The 22,814-nt window shown below is 71.5% G+C and carries 20 protein-coding genes and 1 pseudogene; 13 read left to right on the forward strand and 8 right to left on the reverse strand.

Annotated elements, in window-relative coordinates:
• The first annotated feature begins 137 nt into the window (after positions 1-137).
• From rpsB to IEZ04_RS22770, 5 genes are all read left to right on the forward strand, one after another.
• The gene (gene rpsB, locus IEZ04_RS22750) at positions 138-1,031 is read left to right on the forward strand and encodes a 30S ribosomal protein S2 (protein WP_189218802.1); all 894 of its coding nucleotides are present in this window, start codon (positions 138-140) and stop codon (positions 1,029-1,031) included.
• Between the two features lie 259 nt (positions 1,032-1,290).
• Positions 1,291-2,127: a translation elongation factor Ts gene (gene tsf, locus IEZ04_RS22755; protein WP_189218803.1), complete on the forward strand. Its 837-nt coding sequence runs from the start codon at positions 1,291-1,293 to the stop codon at positions 2,125-2,127.
• Positions 2,128-2,338: 211 nt separating this feature from the next.
• Positions 2,339-3,097 (forward strand): UMP kinase, encoded by a 759-nt coding sequence (pyrH, locus tag IEZ04_RS22760; protein WP_189218804.1) that lies wholly within the window; start codon positions 2,339-2,341, stop codon positions 3,095-3,097.
• Positions 3,098-3,254: 157 nt separating this feature from the next.
• Positions 3,255-3,812, forward strand: a complete 558-nt coding sequence (gene frr, locus IEZ04_RS22765; RefSeq protein WP_189218805.1) for a ribosome recycling factor — start codon at positions 3,255-3,257, stop codon at positions 3,810-3,812.
• Complete coding sequence (locus tag IEZ04_RS22770) at positions 3,812-4,933, forward strand: phosphatidate cytidylyltransferase (RefSeq protein WP_189218806.1); 1,122 nt, start codon at positions 3,812-3,814, stop codon at positions 4,931-4,933. Before frr ends, IEZ04_RS22770 begins: the two co-directional genes overlap by 1 nt.
• Positions 4,934-5,350: 417 nt before the next feature.
• Here the strand turns inward: IEZ04_RS22770 and IEZ04_RS22775 are convergent.
• Positions 5,351-5,581, reverse strand: a pseudogene (locus tag IEZ04_RS22775) (tyrosine-type recombinase/integrase); the annotation flags it as partial.
• Positions 5,582-5,683: 102 nt separating this feature from the next.
• On the opposite strand from IEZ04_RS22775, the gene IEZ04_RS36255 reads away from it, so the two are divergent.
• The 5 genes from IEZ04_RS36255 to IEZ04_RS22805 all read left to right on the forward strand — a co-directional run bounded on the left by IEZ04_RS36255 (position 5,684) and on the right by IEZ04_RS22805 (position 12,229).
• Positions 5,684-6,753, forward strand: a protein-coding gene (locus tag IEZ04_RS36255) for an IS630 family transposase (RefSeq protein WP_428838057.1) whose coding sequence is annotated in 2 segments (ribosomal slippage) — positions 5,684-6,185 and positions 6,185-6,753 — 1,071 coding nt in all. Because the reading frame shifts where the segments join, the coding sequence is not laid out codon by codon here.
• Between the two features lie 333 nt (positions 6,754-7,086).
• Positions 7,087-8,193, forward strand: a complete 1,107-nt coding sequence (gene rlmN / locus IEZ04_RS22790; RefSeq protein ID WP_189218809.1) for a dual-specificity RNA methyltransferase RlmN — start codon at positions 7,087-7,089, stop codon at positions 8,191-8,193.
• 248 nt (positions 8,194-8,441) lie between these two features.
• Positions 8,442-9,527, forward strand: a complete 1,086-nt coding sequence (locus IEZ04_RS22795) for a thiamine ABC transporter substrate-binding protein (protein ID WP_189218810.1) — start codon at positions 8,442-8,444, stop codon at positions 9,525-9,527.
• A complete protein-coding gene (locus IEZ04_RS22800) occupies positions 9,503-11,194 on the forward strand; it encodes an ABC transporter permease (RefSeq protein ID WP_189218811.1) in 1,692 nt (563 codons plus the stop codon). The genes IEZ04_RS22795 and IEZ04_RS22800 overlap by 25 nt, the downstream gene beginning before the upstream one ends.
• Positions 11,195-12,229: an ABC transporter ATP-binding protein gene (locus IEZ04_RS22805; protein WP_189218812.1), complete on the forward strand. Its 1,035-nt coding sequence runs from the start codon at positions 11,195-11,197 to the stop codon at positions 12,227-12,229.
• Positions 12,230-12,338: 109 nt separating this feature from the next.
• Here IEZ04_RS22805 and IEZ04_RS22810 read toward each other — a convergent pair whose 3' ends face one another.
• The 4 genes from IEZ04_RS22810 to IEZ04_RS22825 form a co-directional block, all read right to left on the reverse strand.
• Positions 12,339-13,037 carry an LAETG motif-containing sortase-dependent surface protein gene (locus tag IEZ04_RS22810; RefSeq protein ID WP_229821195.1) on the reverse strand — a complete coding sequence of 233 codons (699 nt, stop codon included), beginning with the start codon at positions 13,035-13,037 and terminating at the stop codon, positions 12,339-12,341.
• A 242-nt stretch (positions 13,038-13,279) separates the two neighbouring features.
• Positions 13,280-13,687, reverse strand: a complete 408-nt coding sequence (locus IEZ04_RS22815; protein WP_189218813.1) for a VOC family protein — start codon at positions 13,685-13,687, stop codon at positions 13,280-13,282.
• 118 nt (positions 13,688-13,805) lie between these two features.
• Positions 13,806-15,218 carry a hypothetical protein gene (locus IEZ04_RS22820; protein ID WP_189218814.1) on the reverse strand — a complete coding sequence of 471 codons (1,413 nt, stop codon included), beginning with the start codon at positions 15,216-15,218 and terminating at the stop codon, positions 13,806-13,808.
• Positions 15,200-15,937 (reverse strand): ABC transporter ATP-binding protein, encoded by a 738-nt coding sequence (locus tag IEZ04_RS22825; protein WP_189218815.1) that lies wholly within the window; start codon positions 15,935-15,937, stop codon positions 15,200-15,202. Before IEZ04_RS22825 ends, IEZ04_RS22820 begins: the two co-directional genes overlap by 19 nt.
• Positions 15,938-16,358: 421 nt before the next feature.
• Between IEZ04_RS22825 and IEZ04_RS22830 the strand changes: the two genes are divergently transcribed.
• Positions 16,359-17,807: a gamma-aminobutyraldehyde dehydrogenase gene (locus IEZ04_RS22830; RefSeq protein WP_189218816.1), complete on the forward strand. Its 1,449-nt coding sequence runs from the start codon at positions 16,359-16,361 to the stop codon at positions 17,805-17,807.
• Positions 17,808-17,920: 113 nt separating this feature from the next.
• Here the strand turns inward: IEZ04_RS22830 and IEZ04_RS22835 are convergent, their stop codons facing one another.
• Together IEZ04_RS22835 and IEZ04_RS22840 are read right to left on the reverse strand one after the other, a co-directional pair.
• The gene (locus tag IEZ04_RS22835; RefSeq protein ID WP_189218817.1) at positions 17,921-18,631 is read right to left on the reverse strand and encodes a glycerophosphodiester phosphodiesterase; all 711 of its coding nucleotides are present in this window, start codon (positions 18,629-18,631) and stop codon (positions 17,921-17,923) included.
• Entirely contained in the window at positions 18,616-19,743 is a 1,128-nt protein-coding gene (locus tag IEZ04_RS22840; RefSeq protein WP_229821196.1) for an adenosine deaminase, read from the reverse strand. Before IEZ04_RS22840 ends, IEZ04_RS22835 begins: the two co-directional genes overlap by 16 nt.
• Positions 19,744-19,898: 155 nt before the next feature.
• Here IEZ04_RS22840 and IEZ04_RS22845 point away from each other — a divergent pair, with 155 nt between their 5' ends.
• Entirely contained in the window at positions 19,899-20,795 is an 897-nt protein-coding gene (locus IEZ04_RS22845; RefSeq protein WP_189218818.1) for a DUF4190 domain-containing protein, read from the forward strand.
• Here IEZ04_RS22845 and ybiA read toward each other — a convergent pair.
• Positions 20,792-21,355, reverse strand: coding sequence for a riboflavin biosynthesis intermediates N-glycosidase (gene ybiA / locus IEZ04_RS22850; RefSeq protein WP_189218819.1), 564 nt, complete (start codon positions 21,353-21,355; stop codon positions 20,792-20,794). The two genes, IEZ04_RS22845 and ybiA, sit on opposite strands and share 4 nt — an antisense overlap.
• Positions 21,356-21,557: 202 nt before the next feature.
• On the opposite strand from ybiA, the gene IEZ04_RS22855 reads away from it, so the two are divergent.
• A complete protein-coding gene (locus IEZ04_RS22855) occupies positions 21,558-22,805 on the forward strand; it encodes a polyamine ABC transporter substrate-binding protein (RefSeq protein WP_189218820.1) in 1,248 nt (415 codons plus the stop codon).
• Positions 22,806-22,814 lie beyond the last annotated feature (9 nt).

Raw genomic sequence — 22,814 nt, forward strand, 5'->3', positions numbered from 1 at the left:
GCACGCCCCGGTACGAGGCCACGGCAGTGGCTCGTATCCGCGCCCCTCGGTCCTTCGCGGCACGGCGCACCGCGGGCGTCAGGCGCGGGTGCCGTCCGGCATCCGCGGCACAACCGAGATTCTCAAGGAGAACGGCCATGGCCGTCGTCACGATGCGGGAGCTGCTGGAGAGCGGCGTCCACTTCGGTCACCAGACCCGTCGCTGGAACCCGAAGATGAAGCGCTTCATCTTCACCGAGCGCAACGGCATCTACATCATCGACCTGCTCCAGTCGCTGTCGTACATCGACCGCGCCTACGAGTTCGTCAAGGAGACCGTCGCCCACGGCGGCACGGTCATGTTCGTCGGCACCAAGAAGCAGGCGCAGGAGGCCATCGCCGAGCAGGCCACCCGCGTCGGCATGCCCTACGTCAACCAGCGCTGGCTGGGCGGCATGCTCACCAACTTCTCGACCGTCTACAAGCGTCTGCAGCGCCTCAAGGAGCTCGAGCAGATCGACTTCGAGGACGTCGCCTCCTCCGGTCTGACCAAGAAGGAGCTCCTGGTCCTCTCGCGTGAGAAGGCCAAGCTGGAGAAGACCCTCGGCGGTATCCGCGAGATGCAGAAGGTGCCCAGCGCCGTCTGGATCGTGGACACCAAGAAGGAGCACATCGCGGTCGGCGAGGCCCGGAAGCTCAACATCCCGGTCGTCGCCATCCTCGACACCAACTGCGACCCCGACGAGGTCGACTACAAGATCCCGGGCAACGACGACGCGATCCGCTCCGTCACCCTGCTCACCCGCGTGATCGCCGACGCCGTCGCCGAGGGCCTCATCGCCCGCTCCGGCGCCGGCAAGGGCGAGGGCGAGAAGGCCCAGGGCGAGCCGCTCGCCGAGTGGGAGCGCGACCTGCTCGAGGGTGAGAAGAAGGCGTCCGCCGAGGGTGCCGAGAGCGCTGCCCCGGCCGCCGAGGCCGAGAAGCCGGCCGAGGCCCCGGCCGCCGACGCTCCGGCCGCCGACGCTCCGGCCGCCGACGCCGAGCAGGCCTGACCCGCAGGGCGCTGACGGCGGGAGCGGTGGCACGATCCCCCGCTGCCGCAGGGCGTGGGAGGAGCTCCCACCGCTCCCGCCGTTCACCCGTAGGTCAGAGGTGCGTCAGTGATCCGCGGCCTTCCGTGGATCACGACCCCGTAGATCTTCGATCTTCCGGATCCCTGGACTTCTAGGCTTGAGAGGCCCGAAGCCGCAGGGATCGCCGGGGATCCAGATCCTCCAGACTTCGAGACTTCCGAGAAAGACTCACAGACTCATGGCGAACTACACCGCCGCCGACGTCAAGAAGCTCCGTGAGCTCACCGGCGCCGGCATGATGGACTGCAAGAAGGCGCTGGACGAGGCCGACGGCAACGTCGAGAAGGCCGTCGAGGCGCTGCGTATCAAGGGCCAGAAGGGCGTCGCCAAGCGCGAGGGCCGCTCCGCCGAGAACGGCGCCGTGGTCTCCGTCCTCGCCGACGACAACTCCTCCGGCGTCCTGGTCGAGCTGAAGTGCGAGACGGACTTCGTCGCCAAGGGCGAGAAGTTCCAGGCCGTGGCGCAGGCCATCGCCGAGCACGTCGCCAAGTCCGCCCCGGCCGACATCGAGGCGCTGCTCGCCTCCGAGATCGAGCCCGGCAAGACCGTGCAGGCCTACGTCGACGAGGCCAACGCCAACCTCGGCGAGAAGATCGTCCTGGACCGCTTCGCGCAGTTCGCGGACGGCTTCGTGACCGCGTACATGCACCGCACGATGCCCGACCTGCCCCCGCAGATCGGCGTCCTGGTCGAGCTGGACAAGCCGAACGCCGAGGTCGCCAAGGGCGTCGCCCAGCACATCGCCGCCTTCGCGCCGAAGTACCTCTCCAAGGACGACGTCCCGGCCGAGGTCGTGGAGGCCGAGCGCCGCGTCGCCGAGGAGACCACCCGCGCGGAGGGCAAGCCCGAGGCCGCCCTGCCGAAGATCGTCGAGGGTCGCGTCAACGGCTTCTTCAAGGACGCCACGCTGCTCGGCCAGCCGTACGCGCTCGACAACAAGAAGTCCGTCCAGAAGGTCCTGGACGAGGCCGGTGTCACCCTGAAGCGCTTCACGCGCATCAAGGTCGGCATCTGAGTCCGTCCCGCGATCGACGCACGACCCGCGGGTGAATCCCGCTAGGGTCGACAGCAGTCGTCCGCGTCGTTCGCGTACGCCTCTGCGCACGCGTGCGTGACGGACGACAGCGAATCTGACGAGGAGGCCATTGCCGTACGGGATGCGAAACACGCCCCACCGGCAATGGCCTTCTTCGTATGTGTGACCCACGTAAAGAGACGAGAGCTCCATGACGACCAAGGCCCAGAAGAGCGACGACGGCAAAGTACGCGGCCGGTTTCTGCTGAAGCTGTCCGGAGAGGCCTTCTCCGGCGGCGGGGGCCTGGGCGTCGACCCCGACGTGGTGCACGCCATCGCCCGCGAGATCGCGGCCGTCGTCCGTGACGGCGCGCAGATCGCGGTCGTCATCGGTGGCGGCAACTTCTTCCGCGGCGCCGAACTGCAGCAGCGCGGCATGGACCGGGCCCGCTCCGACTACATGGGCATGCTCGGCACGGTGATGAACTGCCTCGCCCTCCAGGACTTCCTGGAGAAGGAGGGCGTGGACTGCCGCGTGCAGACCGCCATCACCATGGGGCAGGTCGCCGAGCCGTACCTCCCGCTGCGCGCCGTCCGCCACCTGGAGAAGGGCCGTGTGGTCATCTTCGGTGCCGGTATGGGCATGCCGTACTTCTCCACCGACACCACCGCCGCCCAGCGCGCCCTGGAGATCGACGCGGAGGCGCTCCTGATGGGCAAGAACGGCGTGGACGGGGTCTACGACTCCGATCCGAAGATCAACCCGGACGCGGTCAAGTTCGACTCCCTCGGCTACGGCGAGGTCATCTCCCGCGAGCTCAAGGTCGCCGACGCCACCGCGATCACCCTCTGCCGGGACAACAAGCTCCCGATCCTCGTCTTCGAGCTTCTGGCGGAGGGCAATATCGCTCGGGCCGTCAAGGGTGAGAAGATCGGCACTCTCGTGGGTGAGCAGGGCGGCCGGGCCTGACCGGTGACTCCCTGCCCGGGCCACGGACCCTGACCGGGGGATGGACAATGTCCTGCCGGTCGGGAACCGTGCAGGAATAAGACGCGACGCAGCCGGCCGCCGACCCTGACCCAGGAGAACAGCAGCCGGGCCTACTCAAGACACGCAGGAGCAAGTGGTGATCGAAGAGACCCTCCTCGAGGCCGAGGAGAAGATGGAGAAGGCCGTCGTGGTCGCCAAGGAGGACTTCGCCGCGATCCGCACCGGCCGTGCGCACCCGGCGATGTTCAACAAGATCGTGGCCGACTACTACGGCGCGCCGACGCCGATCAACCAGCTGGCCTCGTTCTCGGTGCCGGAGCCGCGCATGGCCGTCGTGACGCCGTTCGACAAGAGCGCGCTGCGCAACATCGAACAGGCGATCCGCGACTCCGACCTCGGCGTCAACCCGAGCAACGACGGCAACATCATCCGGGTGGTGTTCCCCGAGCTCACCGAGGAGCGCCGCCGCGACTACATCAAGGTCGCCAAGGGCAAGGCCGAGGACGCCAAGGTGTCGATCCGCTCGGTCCGCCGCAAGGCGAAGGACGCCATCGACAAGCTGGTCAAGGACGGCGACGTCGGCGAGGACGAGGGCCGCCGCGCGGAGAAGGAACTCGACGACACCACCGCGAAGTACGTCGCCCAGGTGGACGAGCTCCTCAAGCACAAGGAAGCCGAGCTGCTCGAGGTCTGATGAACGACTCTTCCTGGGGAGCGCCGCCACACGCCGGGTACTGGGGGCCACCCGACCGGGGACCTGTCCAGGGGGCTGCCCCGGCGGGTCCCGCCTACGATGCGCGTGAAGCCCAGCAGACTCGGCCCATGCCCATCGTGCCCGACGTCCCCGCGCCTGGCGGTAACCAGGATGACGACCGGGGGGCCGCCCGGCCGGGCGGCCCCCCGGGCCGCGACCAGATGCCGCCGGTGCGGTCCCACAGGGCGGTGCCGCAGGAACCGGAGCCCATGAGCGACTCCCCGCAGCAGCCCGTCCCGCAGAAGAAGAGCGCGGGCCGGGACCTGAGCGCCGCGATAGGGGTCGGTCTCGGACTCGGTGCGGTGATCATCGCTTCGCTCTTCGTCGTCAAGGCCGTGTTCGTCGGCGTCATAGCGGTCGCCGTGGTGGTGGGCCTGTGGGAGCTCACGGCGCGCCTCCAGGAGCGCAAGGCCATCAAGGCGCCCCTGGTACCGCTCGCGGTCGGCGGCGCGGCCATGGTCGTCGCCGGGTACGTACGGGGTCCGGGCGGCGCGTGGGTGGCGATGGCACTCACCGCGCTGGCGGTCCTCGTCTGGCGTATGACGGAGCCTCCGGAGGGCTACCTCAAGGACGTCACGGCGGGGCTCTTCGCGGCCTTCTACGTGCCGTTCCTGGCCACCTTCGTCGCGCTGATGCTCACCGCGGACGACGGCCCGTGGCGGGTCCTGGTCTTCCTGCTGCTGACGGTCGTCAGCGACACGGGCGCGTACGCGGTCGGCTGGCGCTTCGGCAAGCGCAAGCTCGCGCCGCGCATCAGCCCCGGCAAGACCCGCGAGGGCCTGTTCGGCGCGATCGCCTTCGCCATGGTCGCGGGCGCGCTGTCCATGCAGTTCCTGATCGACGGCGGCACCTGGTGGCAGGGCCTGCTCATGGGCCTCGCCGTCGCCGCCAGCGCCACGCTCGGCGACCTCGGCGAGTCCATGATCAAGCGTGACCTGGGCATCAAGGACATGGGCACCCTGCTGCCGGGCCACGGCGGCATCATGGACCGCCTGGACTCCCTGTTGCCCACGGCTCCGGTGGTGTGGCTGCTGATGGTGGCGTTCGTGGGCGCGGGCTGATCGGTGCGATAGCAGTACCAAGCGTCTGACCTGCTGTTCCAGGGGTGAGGGGCTCGTTGTCCACAGGGCGGCGGGTCCCTCTTCGTTCGTCTGCGATACTGGTAAGGCCATGCCTAAGCCCGGAGATCTGGCAGGCGAGAGACGAGAACAGGCCCCCCACCTGCACGTTTGGTGCGGGTGGGGGGCCTGTTGCACGGGGCTGGGCCGTCTCTGGGCCGTTAGACTCGCGCAGCAGCCTCTTCTACGCGGTCGGGCCGGGGCCGCCTCAACGCCGCCGGGGGAACTTCCAGCCGTTCTGGCGCAGCTTGAAGAGAATGAACACAACACAGATCGCCCACACGCCCAGAAAGGCCCACTTGAGCCACGGAGGGCCGTCCGGGCGCTCCGCTAATTGAACTGATGTCGCGTAGTAAAGATTCATTCCTTGCGCGTGCCCGGCTGTCCGGGCAGGAACACCCGGTCGACAGCCTTCCGCGTACGTGCTTGGCTCGCCGGCATCAGGTGGGCGTACTCCCGAAGCGTCAGCCCCGGGTCGGAGTGCCCCAGGTACTGGCTCACGGCCTTGACGCTCTCGCCGGCGTCCAGCAGCACGGACGCGTAGAAGTGCCGCAGCGCGTGCATGCCGTGCTCGCGGGCAGACGCGTACTTGCCGTCCTCGTCGGCCTCGGCGATTACTGATCTCGGCGTCATAGGGTCTGGGCCTTGGCCGGACCCTGTGACGGGTCCTGTCGTGGCTGGTAGGCCGGGGATATGCGGTATCCGGATGGAGGCGGGCTGACCGCCGAGCAGCGCAAGCGCCGCGAGAAGGTACGGATGCAGGCCGCCGGCCTGTTCGAGGAGGGCATGGACGTGCCGTGTATTGCCCGGCACTTGCGGGTGAGTGAGAAATCGGTCTACCAGTGGCGCCGCGCGTGGAGGACGGGCGGGCGGGAAGCACTGTGTTCCAAGGGGCCTCCGGGTTATGACTGCCGGCTGAGTCCGTCCCTCCAGGCCAGGCTGGCACATTGGCTGGCCGAGGGGCCGGCCGCCCACGGCTGGGACGAGGACCAGGTGTGGACCGCGGACCGGGTGCGGACGCTGATCGGGCGGAAGTTCCACATCGCCTACAGCGTCTCGGCCGTCACCCGGCTGCTGCACCGCATGGAGCACAGCCTGCAGGTGCCCGCCCGGTTCGCCGCCGAACGCGACGAGGACGCGATCACCGCCTGGCGGGAGGTGACCTGGCCGGAGGTAAAACCCTCCGGGCGGCGACCGGGGCCTGGATCTGCTTCGAGGACGAAACGGGCCTGACCGACCGACCGCCGAAAGGCCGCACCTGGGCCCGACGCGGGCACACCCCGACGGTCACGGTGCCCGGCCGCGACCGCGGCCGCCTCTCCGTCGCCGGACTGCTGTGCTTCCGGCCCGGCCTGCCCGGCCGCCTGTGCTACCGCTCGCGCCGGCACACCGGCCGCAAAGGCGAACGCCGCTCGCTCAGCGAGCACGACTACATCGGCCTGCTCGACGGCGCCCACCAACTGCTCAAGGCTCCGCTGATCCTGGTGTGGGACCGGCTGAGCACCCACCTCTCCGCGGGCATGAAGGCACTCCTGGCCGCACGAACGTGGCTGACGGTGATCCTCCTGCCCGGTTATGCTCCCGAGCTCAATCCGGTCGAGGGACTGTGGTCACACCTCAAGCGGAGCCTGGCCAACCTGGCCGCCCGTACCCTCAACGACCGGGAAACCGTGCTCCGCAGCCGACTCAAGGCACTGCAGTACCGGCACGACATCCTCGACGGCTTCCTCGCAGGAACTGGCCTTGCCCTCGACAGACCCTAAAACGCCTGAATCAGTAGACACGCTGGTGATCGTAGTCATGTCCATGGTGGAACGTTCGCAGTCGGGGATCTCGGCTACTTACTGGCCCATCGCCGGAACGCTGAGTGGTGCCTGCCTTATGGGGCACTCGCGGGGCGATTGAGTGCCAGACGGTCTAAAAGCGCAGGTCAAGCCGTGGCCGTCGCGCGGTCCGTGAACTGGCCGGCCCCTTGAGCGGGGCCGTCCCTGGGCCGTCCGACGGCGGCCCAGGACCCCCGTGGACGACCAGCGACGACCACCCCGCCCGGTTGAGGCCCCAGGTCACGCAAGTCGATCTGCGACACTGGACGAGCCATGCCTAAGCCCGGAGAACTCATTTTCGTCGCGCCGCGCGGAGCCAAGAAGCCGCCGCGGCATCTCGCCGACCTCACGCCCGCCGAGCGCAAGGAGGCGGTCGCCGCGGTCGGTGAGAAGCCGTTCCGTGCGAAGCAGCTGTCGCAGCACTACTTCGCGCGGTACGCGCACGACCCGGAGCAGTGGACCGACATCCCCGCCTCCTCCCGTGCCAAGCTCCAGGAGGCGCTGCTTCCCGAGCTGATGACGGTCGTCCGGCATCTGTCGACCGACCAGGACACCACTCGCAAGACCCTGTGGCGGCTCTTCGACGGGACGCTCGTCGAGTCCGTGCTGATGCGCTACCCGGACCGGGTCACCATGTGCATCAGCTCCCAGGCCGGCTGCGGGATGAACTGCCCGTTCTGCGCGACCGGCCAGGCCGGGCTCGACCGGAACCTGTCGACCGCCGAGATCGTGCACCAGATCGTGGACGGGATGCGGGCGCTCAGGGACGGGGAGATCCCGGGAGGTCCGGCGCGGCTCAGCAACATCGTCTTCATGGGCATGGGTGAGCCGCTCGCCAACTACAAGCGGGTCGTCGGTGCGATCCGGGCGCTGACCGACCCGGAGCCGGACGGGCTCGGGCTGTCGCAGCGCGGCATCACCGTCTCCACCGTCGGACTCGTCCCTGCCATCCACCGGTTCTCCGACGAGGGCTTCAAGTGCCGGCTCGCGATCTCGCTGCACGCCCCGGACGACGAGCTGCGCGACACGCTCGTCCCCGTGAACACGCGCTGGAAGGTGCGCGAGGTGCTGGACGCCGGGTTCGAGTACGCGGCGAGGTCCGGGCGGCGGCTGTCCATCGAGTACGCGCTGATCCGGGACATCAACGACCAGGCCTGGCGCGGTGACCGGCTCGGCCGGCTGCTCAAGGGCAGGCCCGTGCACGTCAACCTCATCCCGCTGAACCCGACGCCCGGGTCCAAGTGGACCGCCTCGCGGCCCGAGGACGAGAAGGCGTTCGTGGAGGCCGTCGCGGCCCACGGTGTGCCGGTGACGATCCGGGACACCCGTGGTCAGGAGATCGACGGGGCGTGCGGCCAGCTGGCGGCCACCGAGCGGTAGGCGCGGCCCGGCCGGAGGGTACGCTGACCGGCGGACCAGCACGTCCGGTAACGCACATATCTTCATATTCCGACAGGGGAGCGCCACAGCGCTGAGAGTGCGGGAGCAACCGCAGACCCTCTGAACCTCGCCCAGGTCATTCTGGGTAGGGAGATCGGTCACCACTCGAGCTGTTGTGCCCTGCCCGGGTAACCGCGAGGTTCCCGGGCGGGGCCGCGTCTCTTCCTGGTCACTCCAGGAGGACATCAGTGAGCACCACCAGAACGTTCACGGCCGTGGCCGTCGGCCTGGGCCTCGTCACACTCGCCGCGTGCGGGTCGTCGTCCGGCTCCGGCGACGGCGGGGGCGGCGGCACCGGGACCGTCACGCTCGTCGGCCACGACTCCTTCGCCGCCTCCGAGGACGTACTCGAGGCGTTCGAGAAGGAGTCCGGGTACAAGGTCCGGGTACTGCAGGACGGCGACGCCGGGCAGGCCGTCAACAAGGCGATCCTGACCAAGGACAACCCGCAGGGCGACGTCTTCTTCGGCGTCGACAACACCCTGCTGTCCCGGGCCCTGGACAACGGGCTCTTCCAGCCGTACGAGGCCGAGGGAGCGGAGTCCGTGGCGCCGGAGTACCGGGCCGACCCGGACGGGCACCGGGTCACCGCCATCGACACCGGCGACATCTGCGTCAACTACGACAAGGCGTACTTCGACGAGCACGGCCTCGAGCCGCCGGCTTCCTTCGACGACCTGGCCGAGCCCGCTTACAAGGACCTTCTCGTCACCTCGAACGCCGCCACCTCCTCCCCGGGACTCGGTTTCCTCCTCGGGACGGCCGCGAGGTACGGCGACGACCAGTGGCAGGACTACTGGAAGAAGCTCAGGGCCAACGGCGTGAAGGTGGTCGACGGCTGGGAACAGGCCTACAACGAGGAGTTCTCCGGGTCCGCCGGCGGGAGGAAGGCCGGGGGCGAGAGGCCGCTCGTCGTCTCGTACGCGAGCTCGCCGCCCGCCGAGGCGATCTTCGCCGACCCGCAGCCGGAGACCGCACCGACGGGTGTCGCGACCGGTACCTGCTTCCGGCAGGTCGAGTACGCGGGTCTGCTGAGCAACGCGAAGAACCCCGAGGGCGGCAAGGCGCTGCTGGACTTCATGATCGGCAAGACCTTCCAGGAGGACATGCCGATGAACATGTTCGTCGACCCCGTGCGGGAGGACGCGCGGCTGCCGGAGGACTACCGGAAGTACAGCGTCGAGGTCGACGACCCGGAGACCATGGCGCCGGACACGATCGCCGAGAACCGTGACGAGTGGGTCAAGGCGTGGACGTCGCTCGTACTGAAGTGAGACCCCGGACCGCCGGGGGCCTCTCGCGTGCGAACGCGGTCCGGCTGGGGCTCATGGCCCTGCCGGTCGCGTTCTTCGCGCTCTTCTTCGCCTACCCCGTCGCCGCGATCGTCGCCCGCGGGCTCGAGGCCGACGGGGACTGGCAGCTCGGGCGGATCGGGGAGGTGCTGGCGGACTCCGGCGTCCGGCACGTGCTGTGGTTCACCACCTGGCAGGCGCTCGCCTCCACGGCGCTCACCCTGCTGATCGCGCTCCCCGGCGCGTACGTCTTCGCGCGCTTCGAGTTCAGGGGCAAGCAGGTGCTGCGCGCGGTCGTCACCGTTCCGTTCGTGCTGCCCACCGTCGTCGTCGGGAGCGCCTTCCTGGCCCTGCTGGGGCGCGGCGGGCTGCTCGACGAGCTGTGGGGCGTACGGCTCGACACCACCGTCTGGGCCATCCTGCTCGCCCACGTCTTCTTCAACTACGCGGTCGTCGTCCGTACCGTCGGCGGGCTCTGGTCGCAGCTCGACCCGCGCCAGGAGGAGGCCGCGCGGATGCTCGGCGCCTCCCGCCTCGCGGCCTGGCGGAAGGTGACGCTGCCCGCGCTCGCCCCGGCGGTGGCGGCGGCCGCGCTCATGGTCTTCCTCTTCACCTTCACCTCCTTCGGGGTGGTGCAGATCCTCGGCGGGCCGGCGTTCGCCACGCTGGAGGTGGAGATCTACCGGCAGACCTCGGAGATCTTCGACCTGGCCACGGCCGCCGTGCTGACGCTCGTGCAGTTCGCGGCGGTCGGCGCGATCCTCGCCGTGCACGCCGTGACCGTGCGGCGGCGGGAGACCGCGCTGCGGCTGGTGGACCCCTCGGTGACCGCGCGCCGGCCGCGCGGTGCGGGGCAATGGGCGCTGCTCGGCGGCGTCCTCCTAACCGTCGTCCTGCTGCTCGTCCTGCCGCTCGCCGTCCTCGTCCAGCGCTCCCTCGATGCGCCGGGCTTCGCCTACTACAAGGCCCTGACCAGCGAGGACGGCGGCATCTTCCTGGTGGCGCCGATCGCGGCGGTGGTCAACTCGCTGCAGTACGCGCTCGCCGCCACCGTCATCGCCGTCCTGATCGGCGCGCTCGCCGCCGCGGCGCTGGCCCGCCGGGACGCGGGCCGGTTCGTCCGCGGATTCGACGCGCTGCTCATGCTGCCGCTCGGGGTGTCCGCGGTGACGGTCGGTTTCGGGTTCCTGATCGCGCTGGACGAGCCGCCGCTGGACCTGCGGAGCTCGTGGATCCTCGTGCCGCTCGCGCAGGCGCTGGTGGGCGTCCCCTTCGTGGTACGGACCATGCTGCCGGTGCTGCGGGCCGTGGACACCCGGCTGCGGGAGGCGGCGGCCGTCCTCGGGGCCTCGCCGTGGCGGGTGTGGCGGGAGGTCGATCTGCCGCTGGTGCGGCGTGCGCTGCTGGTCGCGGCCGGGTTCGCCTTCGCGGTGTCCCTCGGTGAGTTCGGCGCGACCGTGTTCATCGCGCGGCCCGACAACCCGACGCTGCCGGTGGCCGTGGCGCGGTTGCTCGGACGGCCCGGTGACCTCAACTACGGTCAGGCGATGGCCCTCTCGACGATTCTGATGGTGGTGTGCGCGGTGGCGCTGCTGGTACTGGAGCGGCTGCGGGTCCCGTCCCGTACGGGCACGGCGGGGGAGTTCTAGATGTTGCTGAGCATCGAGGGCGCGACCGTACGGTTCGACGGGCCTCCCGTGCTCGACGCCGTTGACCTGGACGTCGCCGAGGGCGAGATCGTATGTGTGCTCGGGCCGAGCGGCAGCGGCAAGTCGACGCTGTTGCGGGCGGTGGCCGGGCTGCAGCCCCTGGACTCCGGGCGGGTGTCGCTCGACGGGCGCGACCAGGCGCGCGTCCCGGCGCACCGGCGCGGGATGGGGCTGATGTTCCAGGACCACCAGCTGTTCCCGCAGCGGGACGTGGGCGGCAACGTGGCGTTCGGGCTGCGGATGCACGGCTTCCCGCGTGCGGAACAGGACGGCCGCGTACGGGAGTTGCTGGAGCTCGTGGGGCTGCCGGGCGCCGCGCGGCGGGGCGTCGCCTCCCTCTCCGGGGGTGAGCAGCAGCGGGTGGCGCTGGCCCGGGCGCTCGCCCCCCGGCCCCGGCTGCTGATGCTGGACGAGCCGCTCGGTCAGCTCGACCGGTCGCTGCGCGAGCGGCTCGTGGTGGAGCTGCGGGAGCTGTTCGGGCGGCTCGGCACCACCGTGCTGGCGGTCACGCACGACCAGGGCGAGGCGTTCGCGCTCGCGGACCGGGTCGTGGTGATGCGGGACGGGCGCATCGCCCAGTCCGGTACGCCGCTCCAGGTGTGGCAGCGGCCCGCCGACGCGTTCGTGGCCCGCTTCCTCGGCTTCGACAACGTGGTCACGGCGACCGTGAGCGGTCGGGCCGCGGACACGCCGTGGGGCAGGCTGCCGGTGCCCGGGGACTCCCCGCAGGGGACGGCCGCGCTGCTGGTGAGACCGGCGGGCGTGCGGATCGTCGCCGCCGGGGAGGGCCTGCGCTGCACGGTGGCCGCACGGACGTTCCGGGGCACCCACGTCGCCGTCCAGCTGAAACCGGAGGGCGCGCCGCGATTGGAGGCGGCGTGCGCGCTGCGGGACGCGCCGGAGCCCGGGGAGGAGGTCGGCGTGGTCTTCGACGTGACGGACGTCGTCGTCCTGGGGGACGCGCGGACCGCCTGAGTCCGCGGCCCGCACATGCCCACCGGGTGACGACGTGATGGCCCGCCTCCCGGACCGGGAGGCGGGCCATCACAGCGGTCACGACCGAGGCGCTACGGCCGGCGGTGCGTCAGCGGGACGAGGCGCCACGGCGGCGCATGCCGAAGTACACGGCGCCGCCGCCGAGCACGACGAAGGCGGCCGCGATGCCGATGATCACCGGAGTGCTGGACCCGGCGCCGGTCTCCGCGAGGTTCGACTCCCCGGCGGGCGCGGGGGCGTTGCCGTCCTCGGGGGTGGTGCCGCCGTCCCCGGGGGCCGTCGGCCCGGTGCTCTCGGACGCCGACGGCGCCGGGGCCTCGGCGGGGGCGGACGGGGCGGTGGTGGACGGCTCGTCGGACGGCTCGTCCGGGGACTGCGGGGTCTCCTCGGCCGGCGGCTCGTCGTCCGAGGCGGTGCAGGCCTCGGTGGGGGCCTTCAGATGGGGCTTGATGTCCTCGTCGACGATGTTGCCCTCGGCCGTGACGTGGATGCGGTACTCGGCGTTCGGCTCCCAGTCCTCGGCGAAGGTGATGGTGGCGCCCTCGCGCGAGCCCTTGATCTTCTGGGCTTCGCCGACCTGCCGCACGTCGGCGCCGTTGTTCTCCAGGTAGACGGTGACCTCGGCGGTGACGCCGGTCGGGTCCACGTCGGTGACGCTGATGATCCCCTTGCCGTCGGCGTCGCACAGGGCCTCGGCCGAGAAGTCGTGGATGCTGCAGGCCATGGCGTTGCCCGCGACACCGAGCACGAGCGCGGCGGAGGCGGAGAGAACACCCAGGGATCGCACGGGTCGTGCGATACGCGAAGTTATGGACACGATTGCCCTTCACGGGAATGCGGGGGGTGAAGTGAAGTGTGACGGGGGCACCGCTGTGTGGCGGTGACGTCCCCATGTGGCTCACAGGTTTATAAGCGCGCCGTAAGCACTGTCAATCCGACAGCGGTCCCCCGCACTCGGCTTTGCCTGGTTATTAACTGTCCCTGGGTTTGGGCCCGTTGGGCGTCGGTTGCCCGACGCCCCGGGTGCGCTCAGCCCTGGACGGCCGCCGGGTCCATCCACATGACCTCCCAGGTGTGGCCGTCCGGGTCGTCGAAGGCACGGCCGTACATGGTGCCGTAGTCCTGGGCCTCCCCGAGCGACGTGCCGCCCGCGGCGACCGCCCTGTCACAGAGCTCGTCGACCTTCTCGCGGCTCTCGGCGCTCAGACACAGCAGGACTTCGCTCGTCTTCGTGGAGTCCGCGATCTCCTTCTTGGTGAACTCGGCGTAGCGCTGCTTCGAGAGGAGCATCGCGACGATCGTGTCGCTGATCACGACGGCGGCGCAGTTGTCGTCGGTGAACTGCGGGTTGATCGTGTAGCCGAGCTCCGAGAAGAACTTCTTCGAGGTGTCGAGGTCGCTGACGGCCAGGTTGACGAAAATCATCTGCTGGTACATACGTGCTCTCTCCCGTCGGTGGTGTCGTGTACGTGGGGCAGACGGGAGCGGCTCGCGGAACTCATCGGTGTGCGCGAACTTTTTTTCGAACGTGTCCGGGCTGTCGTCCGTACGGTGTTCAGCCGGCCAGCGGCGCGGCCGCCAGTGCCGCCACCGCCAGGGTGAGCGGGCCGAAGAGGGCCAGCAGGGCGCCCGCGCGGAGCAGGGCGGCGCTGCGGAGCATCGTCGCGGGGGCTCCGATCCGTACCAGGGCCGCGGTGGTGTGCGCGCGGGAGTCCCTCGCCTCGGTCGCGACGATGGCCAGCGTCAGGGCTGTGCAGCCGATCACCAGCAGACCGCCCAGGACGGTGAACGGGCCGACGGAGGAGCGGGTACCGGACGTACCGGAGTACACGGTGCCCAGGGTGAAGGCGCCGGAGGCCACCGCGCACAGCACGCCCAGCGGGCGTCCGATCCGTCGCGCCTCCTCCTGCAGCACGCGCCCGGCGAGCAGCCGCAGCGCCCCCGGCTGCACGGCCTGCAGCAGCCATCCGCACAGATGGGTCAGCGCCGGCCCGGCGAGGACCAGGCCGAGCGCGGTGAGCAGCCAGCCGGCGAGCACCCCGGCGGAGCCGTTCGCGAAGCCGCCGGGGACGACGAGCCCGGAGGGGGAGTCCGAACGGCTCGCGTACGCCTCGACCATGAGGCCCAGGGCGAGGACGGCGACGCCCCACGGCAGTCCGCCGGGCGCGTTGCGGGGCGTGCCGGAGGCGTACGGGTCCTGGTCCGCGCCGGGCGCGTCGGCGGGGGCGAACGCCGGGTCGCGGGAGTCCAGCACCGTGGACAGGGCGTGCGAGCCGTTGCCGCCGCGCCGGGCGCCGGTACGGGCGTGCCTGCGGCTCGCGTGCCGGGCCGCCTCCGTGCGCCGTCCGCGGCCGGGCACCGCGGTGCCGGCGGTGTCCGCGCGCCGTTTCCCGCCGGCGCCGGCCCGTCGTGTGCCGAGCGGTCCGCGGCCGGCCGCCAGTGCCCGCCACCGGCCCTGGCCGACGGGGCGCAGCGTCAGCGCGACGGCCAGGGACATGCTGGCCGGCACCAGCGACAGCAGGGTGAGCGCGGCCGGCAGCGGCAGGGGCACGCCGGGGGCCAGGGAGCGGGCGGCGTCGCCCTCGAAGGGCGCCCGCGCGGGCTCGCCGCGCAGGTACAGGAAGAGCACCAGGGCCAGCAGCGAGCCGAGGACGCTGCACAGGGCGGTCGTCAGCGCCGAGACGGCCATCAGCCGGCCCGGGCCGAGCCCGATCGCCGACAGTCCGGGTCGCGGACGCGTGCCCGGGTCCGTACGGGCGACCGTCACCGCGAAGTAGACCGTGGCGGCCAGGGGCACCGCGCACCAGGCCAGTCGCAGCGCGGACTGCGCGGGCGCCTCCGGGTGGGTGAGCGCGTGGCCCAGGACGCACAGCAGCAGGAACCCCGTCCCGCCCGACGCCGCGGTGACCAGGAGGCGGCGCAGCTGGACGGTCGGGAGGGCGCCGCGGGCTAGACGGAGAGCGAGCACGCGGTCCGGCCTTCCGCCTCGGAGGCGTGCGGGAGGTGGATGGTGTTCACCTGCCGTCCGTCCAGCAGGGTCACCGTGCGGTCGGCGAGTTCGGCGGTGTCCGCGTCGTGGGTGGCGAGGACGACCGTGATGCCGTGCGAGCGGGCCGCCGTGGCGAGAGTGCGCAGGACATGGGCGCGCTCGGCGCGGTGCAGCGGCGCCGTGGGCTCGTCCGCGAACAGGACGGTGGGGGTGCCGGCCAGGGCGCGGGCGACCACCACACGCTGGCGCTCGGAGTGCAGCAGGGCGTGCGGGCGCTTGCGGGCGCCGGCGCCGATGTCCAGCCGCTCCAGCCATTCGAGGGCGGCCTTCTTGGCGGCGCGGCGGCCGGCGCCGCGCAGCATCAGCGGCAGGGCCGCGTTCTCCCATGCGGTCAACTCGGGTACGAGGACCGGCTCGGGGTCGATCCAGCCGAACCGGTCGCGGCGCAGCCGTTCGCGGATGAGCGGAGCCATGGTGTGCACGGGCGTGCTGTTGAACCACACCTCGCCCTCCTGCGGGCGGAACTGGCCCGACAGACAGCGCAGGAGCGTGGTCTTGCCGCTCCCGCGCGGACCGCTGACGGCGAGGATCTCGCCCTCGCGGACGCCGATCGAGACGCCGCGCAGCGCGGGCGAGCCGTTGTGCGCGTGGGTGAGGGCGCGTGCCCAGAGCACGTCGCTGTCCGGCTGGGCCACCATGGGCGTACACCTCGGTTCGGATCAGGATGCCGTGGGGAGTCCCCCGGACGGGGGAACGAAGACGCGGCCGATCGGTTACAGGAACGCTAGGCAGCCGTCGGAGCCGGGCCGGACAGTACGTGGCCCCGGACCGCCGTTTCTCACTCGAACGGACGGCACGGGTGCCTGTGCTGATCATCAAGGCGGAAGATCATCTCCCGCGCGCCTCCCGCGGGCGGCGGGCGTGCGCGTCCTCGTGGCCGTCCCCGGGGCTCCGCGCATCGCCCCCTCACCGGATCCGGGCGCCCGGACTAGTGTGACGGTCTCAGGGAATGGACAGTCCGACCCCGCAAGTCCCCGACGAGACCCGCCGCGACGCCGCAAGGCGTGACAAGACGCCACGAGACGCGACACGACCCGACGAGATTCCAGGAGGCCCGCAGTGAGCAGTGAGCCGGGACGGCTGCGCAAGCTCCGCAACTACATCGACGGTGAGTTCCGGGACGCCGCCGACGGACGGACCACGGAGGTGGTCAACCCGGCCACGGGCGAGGCGTACGCGACCGCTCCGCTGTCCGGCGCGGCGGACGTCGACGCCGCGATGGAGGCCGCCGCGCGCGCCTTCCCGGGCTGGCGCGACACGACCCCCGCGGAGCGGCAGAAGGCCCTGCTGAAGATCGCCGACGCCTTCGAGGAGCGGGCCGAGGACCTCATCGCGGCCGAGGTGGAGAACACGGGCAAGCCCGTCGGGCTCACCCGCACCGAGGAGATCCCGCCGGTGGTCGACCAGATCCGCTTCTTCGCGGGCGCCGCCCGCATGCTGGAGGGGCGCTCGGCCGGTGAGTACATGGAGGGACTGACCTCGATCGTCCGCCGCGAGCCGGTCGGCGTCTGCGCCCAGGTCGCGCCCTGGAACTACCCGATGATGATGGCCGTGTGGAAGTTCGCCCCGGCGATCGCGGCGGGCAACACGGTCGTCCTCAAGCCGTCGGACACCACCCCCGCGTCGACGGTCCTCATCGCGGAGATCGTCGGCTCGATCCTGCCGAAGGGCGTCTTCAACGTCGTCACCGGCGACCGCGAGACCGGCCGCCTGATGGTCGAGCACCCGGTCCCGGCGATGGCGTCCATCACCGGCTCCGTACGCGCGGGCATGCAGGTCGCCGGGTCCGCCGCCAAGGACCTCAAGCGCGTCCACCTGGAACTCGGCGGCAAGGCCCCGGTCGTGGTCTTCGAGGACGTCGACATCGCCAAGGCGGTCGAGGGCATCGCGGAGGCCGGCTTCTTCAACGCGGGCCAGGACTGTACGGCCGCCACCCGCGTCCTCGTCCAGGAGTCGGTCCACGACGAGTTCGTGGCCGCGCTCGCCAAGGCCGCCGCCGAGACGAGGACGGGGCTGCCGGACGACGAGGACGTCGCGTACGGGCCGCTCAACAACCCAGGACAGCTCGAGCGGGTCGCCGGCTTCGTCGATCGGCTGCCCGCCCACGCCAAGGTGGAGGCCGGCGGACACCGGGTGGGCGAGCGGGGCTACTTCTACGCCGCGACCGTCGTCTCCGGGGTCAAGCAGGACGACGAGATCATCCAGAACGAGGTCTTCGGGCCGGTCATCACCGTCCAGTCCTTCACGGACGAGGCGCAGGCCGTGGAGTGGGCCAACGGCGTCGAGTACGCACTCGCCTCCTCGGTGTGGACCAAGGACCACGCGCGCGCGATGCGCATGTCCAGGGCGCTCGACTTCGGCTGCGTGTGGATCAACACGCACATCCCGCTGGTGGCGGAGATGCCCCACGGCGGCTTCAAGAAGTCGGGGTACGGCAAGGACCTCTCGGCGTACGGGTTCGACGACTACACGCGGATCAAGCACGTGATGACGTCCCTGGACGGGTGACGGCACCCTCAAGGCACACACAGCACGAGACACGAGGCACCAGGCACGAGCACGGCGCGGCCCCGGGCGGAACCGTTCCGCCCGGGGCCGCGCCGTGCGGGGCCGTGCGGATCTCACGTCGTGCGCAGCGCGCTCAGCGTGTCGATCCGGTTGGTGGTGATCGAGTCGACGCCCGCGGCGAGCAGCCGGCGCATCGACCGCCGGGTGTCGGGCGTCCACACCGACAGCAGGTAGCCGTCCCGGTGGACGCGGGCGGCGAGCTCCGGGGTGATCAGGCCGAAGCGGTAGTTCAGCCAGCGCGGGCGCACGGCGTCGAGCAGGGCCGGACGCGGCGGGGCGAGCGAGTTCCAGGTCAGAGCCGTTTCGGCGCCCGGGTCGGCGGCGCGCACCGCGAGCATCGCGCCCGGCCCCGCGCAGTAGTACACGCGGTCCTCCGCCCCGCACTCCCGTACGACGTCCATGATCCGGCGCGCCGCCCGCACACCGGCCAGGCCCGGCAGGTCGAGCATCAGCCGGGCGTCCTCGGCGGCGAGCAGCGCGTCGGCCAGAGTCGGCACCCCGCCGTCGGTGAGGCCGTGCACCTCCGCCGACGAGAGGGAGGCCAGCGTCCGGTCGTGCGCCCACAGCCGCCTCAGCGTCGCGTCGTGGAGCAGCACCGGTACGCCGTCACGGGTGAGGCGGACGTCGACCTCCACGGCGTCCGCGCCGCGCTCGAGGGCCGAGCGCAGCGAGGCCAGCGTGTTCTCCCGGTGGCGGTACGGGTCGCCGCGGTGCGCCACGGCCGTCACGGGGCGCACGGCGTCCCCCGTCAGCCCGCGAGCCATGCGGAGGCGTACGTGTCGATCTCGTCCAGGACGCGGGCCTTGCCGGCCGGGTCCAGGAAGGACGCCTCCACGGCGTTCCGCGCGAGGGCGGCCACGCCCTGTTCGTCGAGGTCGAGGAGGCGGGCGGCCACCGCGTACTCGTTGTTCAGGTCGGTGCCGAACATCGGCGGGTCGTCGGAGTTGACGGTGACGAGGACCCCGGCGCGCACGAAGTCCTTGATGGGGTGCTCGTCGAGGGTGCGGACCGCGCGGGTGGCGATGTTCGAGGTCGGGCAGACCTCCAGCGGGATGCGGTGCTCGGCGAGGTGGGCGAGGAGCTTCGGGTCCCGCGCGGAGCTGGTGCCGTGGCCGATGCGCTCGGCGCGCAGCTCGGTCAGCGCGTCCCAGACCGTCTCGGGGCCGGTGGTCTCGCCCGCGTGCGGCACGGAGTGCAGTCCGGCCGCGACGGCCCGGTCGAAGTAGGGCTTGAACTGCGGGCGCGGTACGCCGATCTCCGGTCCGCCGAGCCCGAAGGAGACCAGGCCCTCGGGGCGCAGCCGGTCGTCGGTGGCGAGCCGGGCGGTCTCCTCCGCGGAGGTGAGTCCCGCCTCGCCGGGGATGTCGAAGCACCAGCGCAGTACGGTCCCGAACTCCGCCTCGGCCGCCTTGCGGGCGTCCTCGATGGCGTCCATGAAGGCGCGCTCGTCGATGCCCCGGCGCGTGGAGGAGTACGGGGTGACGGTCAGCTCGGCGTAGCGCACCTGCTGCCGGGCCAGGTCCCGCGCCACCTCGTACGTCAGCAGCCGGACGTCCTCGGGGGTGCGGATGAGGTCGACGACGGACAGGTACACCTCGACGAAGTGGGCGAAGTCCGTGAACGTGAAGTAGTCGACCAGGGCCTCGGGGTCGGTGGGCACCTTGGAGTCGGGGTGCCGGGCGGCGAGCTCCGAGACGATGCGGGGGGAGGCGGAGCCGACGTGGTGCACGTGGAGTTCGGCCTTGGGCAGTCCGGCGATGAACTCCCGCAGGCCGGGGCGGACGGCGGCGTCGGGGCCGGTGGGGCCGGGCGCGGTCCCGGGTCTGGTGAGCCCGGTCGCGGCGGGGCCGTCGGGTGCTGCGTGGTGGTCGGTCATGGTTCCTCCCCGGAACGGGGTCCCCGGTCCGGTACGGAGCCGGGGGACGCGGATGATCGGCTGATCGGTGATTCAGGGATCATCGTAGGCGGCGGTCCGCGCGCGTGAGGTGCGGGCCGTAGCATGACGGAACGTACAACAGAGGGGACCTTCGCATGTCCGACGAGGCACAGCCGCCCAGAGCGCCGGACAGCCCGGTCCCGCATCCGGATCCGCGTCCGGGGGATGCCCCGCGGGACGCGGTGCCCCGGGACGGCGCCTCCCCGTCCGGCCGGCCCCCGGTCCCGGCGCCTCCGACGGCTGCCGCGCCCGCGGCACCCACGGCGTCCGGTGTTCCCCTGGGCAAGCCCGCCGACCCGGACCCGTGGGCGCCGCCCGCCGACGCCCCCCGGCCGCCCTTCCCGCACGACCAGCGGACGCTCACCTCCATACCGGGGGCGGGCGCCCCCTACGCGCCGCCCTACCCCGCGCCCGCCCCGGGCGGGCCCGTTCCGCCGCCGCCCATCGCGCCGGACGGCCCGGGTCTGCCGGAGTACGGCCAGCCCCCGTACGCGGGCCAGTACCCGCCCCACCAGTACCCGCCGCATCAGTACCCGCAGGGCCAGTACCCGGGCCACCCCGGGCCCGGTGGCCAGTTCGCCCCGTACCCCGGTGCCGCCGGGTACGGGTGGCCCATACCGCCGTACGGGCAGAGCAACGGCATGGGGGTCGCCGCGCTGTCGCTCGGGATCGTCTCGGCCGCGGTCTTCTGCATGTGGCCGGTGACCATCCTGCTGGGCGTGCTGGCCATCGTCTTCGGCGTGATCGCGCGCGGCAAGGCCCGCCGGGGGGAGGCGTCCAACCCGGGACAGGCGCTGGCCGGCATCATCTGCGGGGCGGCCGGCATCGTCCTGGGCCTGGCCCTGTTCGTCCTCGTCATCATGCTGCCGGACGACTTCGACTCCACCGAGAGCGACCCCTTCGACGACGGTTACTCGACGTCGCTCGTCGTGCCGTACGACACGACGAGCGACGCGGCGGACGTGCCGGGCCCGGCGTCCCCCGTCGGCTAGGAGCCGTCCGCCCGCAGCCGCTCCCGTGCCTCCATCAGGGCGAAGCCCAGGAGGTTCGGCCCGCGCCAGCGTCCTGGGTCGGAGGCGCGCTCGTCGTCCGCGGCCAGTCCGATGCCCCACACCCGGTCCAGCGGACTGGCCTCGACGAGCACACGGTCCCCCGTGCCGAGCAGGAAGTCCCGCAGGTCGGGGTGCGCGGTGAACTTGTGGACGCTGCCCTCGACGACGATCCGGAACCGCTCACGCTCCCACCGGGCGTCGTCGAAGCCGCGGACCAGCCGCCCCGCCTTCTTCGCCGCGGCCGGATGTCCCGCGGTCAGCGCCTGCCGCTCCGCCTCCGCGTCCCCGAACAGCCGGGCCTTCGACGCCATCATCCAGTGCTCCGCCGTGGCGTACTCCACGCCGTCCACCGTGAACGGCGACGGCCACCACTGGCTCAGACAGCCCGCCCCGACCCGCCCGTCGGGCCGCGGCCGGTGCCCCCAGAAGTGCAGGTACCTGACCCTCGCCCCCGCGCGGACCTCCCCGGTCAGGGTGGTCCACGAATCGATCTTCCCCATGGGGGAGGAGTCTGGCACGCGGCACTGACATCATGTGTTTTCCTTTTTCGTCCGCCTCCTGCGTCGCCTGTGTCACCTGCCCCATCCGGGACAATACGGCGGTGGCCCGGAAGGACCGGCACCGCACCTTCTCCGGGAACCTCCCGACCGTGACCAGGGGCCGCCGACCGCGGCCGTACCTTTCGAAAGGGCACCAACACGCATGGAGCAGTACGAGCCCGCCCGCCTGACCCCGGCCCGCCGGGCCGCTGTGCGGCGCAGCCTCAGAGACGGCAGGGCCGCCCTGACCCGCCGGTCGCTGCTGCGCGCCTCCACGGGTGGCGCGCTCGCACTCGGCGGCCTCGGGGCCCTGAGCGCCTGCGGGATCCCCCCGGCGGGCCGGAGCCGGGGCGGCGAGTCCACCGAGGACCACTCGGAGAGGGAGCGGACCGTCTCCTTCTCCAACTGGACCGAGTACATGGACGTCGACGACAGCGGCCGGCGCCACCCGACGCTCGAGGACTTCACCCGGCGCACCGGCATCGAGGTCGAGTACACCGAGGACATCAACGACAACAACGAGTTCTTCGGCAAGATCAAGCCGCAGCTCGCCGCGGGCCAGGAGACCGGCCGGGACATCATCGTGCTCACCGACTGGCTGGCCGGCCGCCTGATCCGCCTCGGGTGGGTGCAGAAGCTGGACCCGGCCAACCTGCCGCACGCCTACGCGAACCTGTCCGCCCAGTTCCGCGATCCCGACTGGGATCCCGGCCGCGCCTACTCGTACCCGTGGCAGGCCGTCCCCACCGTCGTCGCGTACAACAAGAAGGCCCTCGACGGCATCGAGGTGACCTCCTTCTCCGACCTGCTCGACGACCCGAGGCTGAAGGGCCGCGTCGGTCTGCTGGCGGAGATGCGCGACACCGTCGGCATGGTGCTGCTGGACATGGGCAAGGACCCGGAGAAGTTCACCGGCGACGACTACGACGCGGCCCTCGCCCGGCTGCAGAAAGCCGTCGACCGCGGCCAGATACGCCGCTTCACCGGCAACGACTACACCGCCGACCTCGCCAGGGGCGACTTCGCGGCGTGCCTCGCCTGGGGCGGTGACGTCGTCCAGCTCCGGGCGGACAGCCCGGACATCGGCTACCTGATCCCCGACAGCGGCTGCATCACGTCGACCGACGTGCTGCTGGTGCCGAACAAGGCCCGCCACAAGACGAACGCCGAGCGGCTCATCGACCACTACTACGAGCCGCGGGCGGCCGCCGAACTCGCCGCCTACATCAACTACGTGTGCCCGGTGGACGGGGCGAAGGCCGAGCTGGAGAAGATCGACCCGGACGCGGCGAACAACCCGCTGATCATCCCCGACAGGGACCTGGCCGCGAGATCCTTCGCCTTCCGCTCGCTGACGAGCACCGAGGAGACGGCCTTCGAGGACGCCTTCGCGAAGCTCACGGGAGCGTGACGACGGTGA

Origin of the sequence: Streptomyces ruber (assembly GCF_014648075.1) — a bacterium.
Classification (GTDB): Bacteria; Actinomycetota; Actinomycetes; order Streptomycetales; family Streptomycetaceae; genus Streptomyces; species Streptomyces ruber.